General features: G+C 62.9%; 7 protein-coding genes. 1 reads left to right on the forward strand and 6 read right to left on the reverse strand.

Annotation, left to right across the window (positions count from 1 at the left end; translation table 11 throughout):
• The coding region (locus JOZ79_RS11850; RefSeq protein ID WP_294074378.1) for a PAS domain S-box protein at window positions 1-873 on the reverse strand (873 nt) is incomplete at its 3' end.
• Between the two features lie 103 nt (window positions 874-976).
• Window positions 977-1420, reverse strand: a complete 444-nt coding sequence (locus tag JOZ79_RS11855; protein WP_294074379.1) for a response regulator — start codon at window positions 1418-1420, stop codon at window positions 977-979.
• 143 nt (window positions 1421-1563) lie between these two features.
• Between JOZ79_RS11855 and JOZ79_RS11860 the strand changes: the two genes are divergently transcribed.
• On the forward strand, window positions 1564-1827 hold the full coding sequence (locus JOZ79_RS11860; protein ID WP_294074381.1) for a DksA/TraR family C4-type zinc finger protein: 264 nt from the start codon (window positions 1564-1566) through the stop codon (window positions 1825-1827).
• Between the two features lie 30 nt (window positions 1828-1857).
• Here the strand turns inward: JOZ79_RS11860 and JOZ79_RS11865 are convergent, their stop codons facing one another.
• The 4 genes from JOZ79_RS11865 to JOZ79_RS11880 form a co-directional block, all read right to left on the reverse strand.
• Complete coding sequence (locus JOZ79_RS11865) at window positions 1858-2358, reverse strand: cupin domain-containing protein (protein ID WP_294074383.1); 501 nt, start codon at window positions 2356-2358, stop codon at window positions 1858-1860.
• Window positions 2355-3182, reverse strand: a complete 828-nt coding sequence (gene xth, locus JOZ79_RS11870) for an exodeoxyribonuclease III (RefSeq protein ID WP_294074385.1) — start codon at window positions 3180-3182, stop codon at window positions 2355-2357. Before xth ends, JOZ79_RS11865 begins: the two co-directional genes overlap by 4 nt.
• Window positions 3179-4996, reverse strand: a complete 1818-nt coding sequence (ligD, locus tag JOZ79_RS11875) for a DNA ligase D (protein WP_294074387.1) — start codon at window positions 4994-4996, stop codon at window positions 3179-3181. Before ligD ends, xth begins: the two co-directional genes overlap by 4 nt.
• Before the next feature lie 165 nt (window positions 4997-5161).
• Window positions 5162-5344: a DUF3606 domain-containing protein gene (locus JOZ79_RS11880; protein WP_294074389.1), complete on the reverse strand. Its 183-nt coding sequence runs from the start codon at window positions 5342-5344 to the stop codon at window positions 5162-5164.
• Window positions 5345-5470 lie beyond the last annotated feature (126 nt).

Consider the following 5470-nt stretch of genomic DNA (forward strand, 5'->3'; position numbering starts at 1 on the left):
ATGGAACGTGTCGCCATCGCTCAGCATCACGACGTGAAGCCGGCCGCCTGGCGTGGAAAAGGCGCCATATTTCGCGGCGTTAGTCGTGAGTTCGTGAAGCAGGAGCGCGATCGACGTTAGCGCTGGCCCCGACAAGGAGACATCCTCGCCATGGATAGAAACGCGCTCCTCATCCAGTTCATGAGGTGCCACGATCGTCCGCAGGAGTTCGGCGAAGCTGGTCGTTTTCTCGGTAACCGTGTCGCTGCACAGGTCAGGCAGTGTCAGTTCATGGGCGCGTCCGAGCGCCTCCAAACGCGAGAGAATCGCCCTACCCAGCTGGCCGTCGCTAGCGCGGCTGCTCAACGCAACCAGGCCGCCAATCACGCTAAAGATGTTCTTGATGCGGTGGTTCATCTCGCGAAGCAGGATTGATTGTCCGCTCCGCGACTGTTTGAGCTCACTGATGTCTCGCGCGATCTTCGACGCGCCGATAACCTCGCCCGCGGCGTTGCGCACCGGCGAGATCGTCAGCGAAACATCGATGAGCGATCCATCCTTATGGAGGCGGATCGTCTCGAAATGGTCGACCCGCTCGCCGGCGCGCAGACGGCCGAGGATATGGTCCTCCTCCGACAATCGATCTTCGGGAATCAGCATCGTGACCGATCGTCCGATCGCTTCCTCGGCCGTGTAGCCGAATAGCCGTTCGGCCCCCGCATTCCAGGTGAGGATGATACTGTCGAGGGTCTTGCTGAGGATCGCATCGTCAGAACTCTCGACGATCGCGGCGAGCCAGGCCTGGGCCTCGGACGTCGTATCCGCCGACAGCCCGCCCGTCGCGACATCGTTGGTTCCGCGGTTACCGTCGCTAGGCACGGATCTGTCGGTCACGCATACACTTTCGATCGGTCGTAACGCCGCCCTGCGGGGTCCGCACGCGGTATCGACCAACTCACCGAGCGCGCATCATATAGTGCATCGCGTGCCGTACATACTAGGCGAGATCGGGATTGCCCGTTCTTCTCAATTCTGTGGCGCGAATTTCACGAAGCGCCGCGGGAGTTTGCCCGTCAGGCAGGAGTGCCAGCATGCTGTCATAGACCAGTGCGGCGCTGAACGGCTTGCCCAAAAACACAGCTCCCTCGGGCAGTTCGCCGAGCTCGGGCTTGCAGTTGCCAGACGCCACGAGAATGGTTGTCTCTGGCCACCGCGCCGCGACTTCCCGCGCCAGTTCGAAGCCGTTGCGCCCACCGGGCATCTGAACGTCCGTGAAGAGCAACACAATCGAGCGGCCCTGGCCCTCGAAATGGGCGATCGCTTCCGCGACGGTCGTGGCGTCGAGCGCGGTGAATCCCGCATCTTCGACGATAGCGCAGGCACTCATCAGAATGATGGGATCGTCATCGACAACGACAGCAAATGGAGACGCGGCACTCATGCCTCTTGAATGCCCTAGTGAAGGGTTTTGTTTCCGCGATTGAGGGCTCGGCGGCGGCGAGTCGGCGCAGTCCGTCCCACTTTGTATTTCAGACGCCACTTCCCATCTAAGGTCTTGAAACCGCCGGACAGATTGAGGTCAAAATGGCGAATGGTTGGGCCCGCGACGGTGCCGTGCAAGATCAGATCGACGATACCGTAATGGACGCCGTCAAGCGCGCCCGCGTCATGATGCCTATGGGCGAAGGCAGCGATGAGTGTGACGATTGCGGCGAGGATATTGCGACCGCGCGACGTGCGGCGCTACCGGGCACGCGCACGTGCGTGGCCTGCCAGTCGAAACGCGATGCGACTGTCCGCAACGTCGGCATCAACCGCCGCGGCAGCAAGGACAGCCAGCTGCGCTAAGCCGCGCGGCATCCAGCGCGGGAGCCGCTGTTATCGCCACATCTCGACCAACGGTCCCCATCGGCCTTGGACTGGATCGGCGCCGGGGATAGGCAGATCGGCCATCCGCTTACGCGCAGCTTCGTTCGGCGGCTCACGGCAGATGTCCCACTTCTGCCCATCTGGATAGGCGCCGACGACGAGGAAATCGTCGTTCGCCTCAATGCTCCGGTGGCCGGTTCCGGTCGGCAGGACCAATGCGTCGCCCGCCTCGACATGCACGTCTCGGCCGCCCGGTCCGCCGATCGTCAGCGTCGCAGAGCCGGCCGCGACGCCGAGCGCCTCGTGTGCCGTGGAGTGATAGTGGTGATAGTCAAAGACGCCATCGCGCCATTGCGACGGCCAGCCATTATCCTCGAAGAGCTCCTCGAAAGCCTGAGCGGTTCCTTCGTGGTCCGCAGCCTCGACGACCCCTCGATAAAGAAGGACGGGGAGCCTCGGATTATTGGGCACCCAGTCATGCGCGGCCAGCACAAAGCTCTCGACTTTCAAAGCGGTGCTCCCGCGTAGTCTGCTGCCGCCGGCTTGCGGCGACGGCTGGGCTTGTCGGCCAGCTCGACCCAGACCGGCGCATGGTCGCTCGTCTTCTCCCAGCCGCGAACATGACGGTCGACCTGTGCGTCGACAAGCCGCTCCGCGAGCGTCGAGCTCAGCAACAGATGGTCAATGCGCAGTCCCGCGTTGCGGGTATATGCGTTTCGGAAATAGTCGAAGAAGGTGTAGATGACCTCGCCGGGGTGGATCGTGCGCAGCGCATCGGTCCAGCCTTGATCGAGCAGCCGAAAATAAGCCGCTTTCACCTCCGGCGCGAAGAGTGCGTCATCCAGCCAGCGCTCCGGCTTATAGACGTCGAGATCTGTTGGCATCACGTTGAAGTCGCCCGCCAGCATGACCGGCAATTTGCTCTCCAGCAGCCCCGCAGCGTGCTCGATCAGCCTTTCGAACCATCTAAGCTTGTAGTCAAACTTAGGGCCCGGTCGCGGATTGCCATTCGGCAGATAAAGGCCACCGATCAGGATGCCGTTGACCGCCGCCTCGATGTAGCGGCTGTGACTGTCGTCTGGATCGCCCGGCAGGCCGCGCCGCGTCTCGTGGATCTCGCCGACGCGGCTGAGGATCGCAACGCCGTTCCAGCTCTTCTGCCCGTGCCAGATCGCGTCATATCCTAAATCGCGGATCGCCTTTTCCGGAAACTTCTCCTGAGGCGCCTTCAGCTCCTGGAGGCAGACGATGTCGGGCTGCTCCTCCTCCAACCAGCGCAACAGCACCGGCAGCCGGCCGTTGATGCCATTCACGTTATAGGTCGCGACCTTCATAGATCAGGCAGGACCTGATCGGCACGACCCCAGCCGGCAAGCGCCTTCGACCCGGCGCGCTTCACCAACTCGGCCCCGTCACCGACATGCCAGTGGGCCGGCGTGTCGATCGTTTCCATTTCCTTCCATGTGATCGGCACGGCGACTGGCGCACCCGATCGCGCCCGCGCGCTGTAAGGCATCACGGCGGTCGCGCCGCGCTGGTTGCGCAGATAATCGACGAAGATCCGTCCCTTGCGCTGCGCCTTGGGTAGCGCGGCGGTGAAATTCTCCGGATCGCTTTGCGCAACCGCCTGCGCCAGCCGGTGCGCGAAATCCTTCACCTCTGGCCATTCGGCCTTTGGCACGAGCGGAGCAATGACATGGATCCCTTTGCCTCCCGTCGCCATCGGGAACGTCTCGAGTCCAATCTGCTGGAGGATGTCACGGAAGTGGAAGGCTGCCGTGCGCACCGCCTCGAAGTCGAGCCCCTCGTCGGGATCGAGGTCGAACACGAGGCGGTCGGCCTTCTCGACGTCCTCGATCCGCGCGCCCCAGCCATGGAACTCGATCGAGCCCATCTGGACGCAGGTCAGGAGGCCATCGGCGGTATCGATATAGAGGTAGGGCTCCTCGTGCCCGTCCTTCTCCAGGATGCCGACATGCTTGACCGTGTCGCCGAAGCTGCCGGCGTCGTGCTTCTGGAAGAAGCATTTCTTGGCGCGGCCCTGCGGACAGCGCACCAGGCTGATCGGGCGTGATCCGACCCATGGCAGCATGATCGGCGCAACCGCCGCATAATGGTCGGCAAGCTGGCCCTTGGTGATACCGGAATCCGGGTCGATGATGCGATCGCGGTTGCTGATCTTGACGGTGCTGGTCGCGGGCGCCGACAGCTCGGCGACGGGCGCCTCGGTTTCGAGAACCACGGCTTCGGGCTTCTTGTCCTCACGCAGGCCGAGATAGCTCGGATGGCGCAGCGTCCCCTCGTTGGTCATCTCGGTAAAAGCAATCTCTGCGACCAGCTTGGGCTTCAGCCAATGCGCCCCGCGCACCTCCGCCCGCGGAGCCTTCACCGTGGGTGATGTCTGTTCCAACGGGGCCATGATTTGCATGAGGCGCAGCAGCTCGGCGGTATCGAAGCCCGTGCCGACCTTTCCCGCGTAGCGTAGCTCGCCCTTCTCATGCACACCAAGGATCAGCGAGCGGAAGGAGCGGGACTTGTCGGACGGTGTCCAGCCGACGACCACGAACTCCTGTCGCTTAATGCATTTTGTTTTGAGCCAACCGCCCGAGCGCGCGCCCACATATTTGCCAGTAGCGAGCTTGGAGATGACGCCTTCGAGGCCGGCGTCGCAGAACTGGTGCAGCAGCTTCTCGCCATTGCCGACGATGTGTTCGGAATAGCGCAGCCGATCGCGACCCTCCGGAATGATCGCGCGGAGCTTCGCCTTTCGTTCGGTGAGCGGCAGGCCTGTCAAATCCTCGCCGTCCAGCTCGAGCAGATCGAAAGCGAAATAGTCGATCGAGCCGGGCGCTCCCTTCAAGGCGCCCTGAAGCGCCTGAAAGCTGGAGCGGCCGTCGGGCTCGAGCACCACGGCCTCGCCGTCTATTAGGGCAGATCGCACCTTAAGGGCACGAGCGGCTTCGACGATGCCTGCGAACTTTTCGGACCAGTCGAGTCCGGATCGCGTATACCCCCGCGCTTCGCCGGTGCCGACCGCAACGAGCAGGCGATAGCCGTCATATTTCATCTCGTGGAGCCAGCGCGAGCCGGGTGGTACGCTGTCGACGAGCTGAGCGAGTTGCACCGCCCGGAAGGGGGGTGGTTTCATCGCACGCGCTGAACCGCTCCGCGGCGACGCACCGCCCCCGCGCGCTGGGGACGTTTTGGTGACGACGCGCGCCACAGGGTCAGGCCTCCTCGCTCATCCCGTATAGACTCCCGCTAGCCGGGAGTCGTTCCGACCGACGACACGAGGGTAAACGTTGCGGCGAGCCTATTTGAGCTTTGCGGCGGCCGCGTTCAGCTTTTCACGGTCGTTGCCAACCTTCTTGATCAGACCTTCGGCCTGATCCTTCGTGATTCCGTGCTTGCGGGCGAAGTAATTAACCTCGTAACCCTCGCCGCCTGCAACCTTTCGCCGATCAGCGCCGCCACGCTTTGATTTGTCGTCAGCCATGTTCGTCTCCTTTATGTCTGAGAGAAATCGGTGAGATCGAGGTAGTCGGCGCGGATCAGGCACCACCAGTCGGAGGTGAGCCCCGCGCGCACGTAGTCATAAGGAAGCCAGCCGTACCCGCCGTCG

Source organism: Sphingomonas sp., from assembly GCF_019242355.1.
Lineage (GTDB): Bacteria > Pseudomonadota > Alphaproteobacteria > Sphingomonadales > Sphingomonadaceae > Sphingomicrobium.

Bases quoted from the DNA above. Each gene is read 5' to 3' on its own strand.
- xth (WP_294074385.1), bottom strand. From the start codon at position 3,182: ATGAAGGTCGCGACCTATAACGTGAATGGCATCAACGGCCGGCTGCCG.
- ligD (WP_294074387.1), bottom strand. From the start codon at position 4,996: ATGAAACCACCCCCCTTCCGGGCGGTGCAACTCGCTCAGCTCGTCGAC.
- JOZ79_RS11860 (WP_294074381.1), top strand. From the start codon at position 1,564: ATGGCGAATGGTTGGGCCCGCGACGGTGCCGTGCAAGATCAGATCGAC.
- JOZ79_RS11855 (WP_294074379.1), bottom strand. From the start codon at position 1,420: ATGAGTGCCGCGTCTCCATTTGCTGTCGTTGTCGATGACGATCCCATC.
- JOZ79_RS11880 (WP_294074389.1), bottom strand. From the start codon at position 5,344: ATGGCTGACGACAAATCAAAGCGTGGCGGCGCTGATCGGCGAAAGGTT.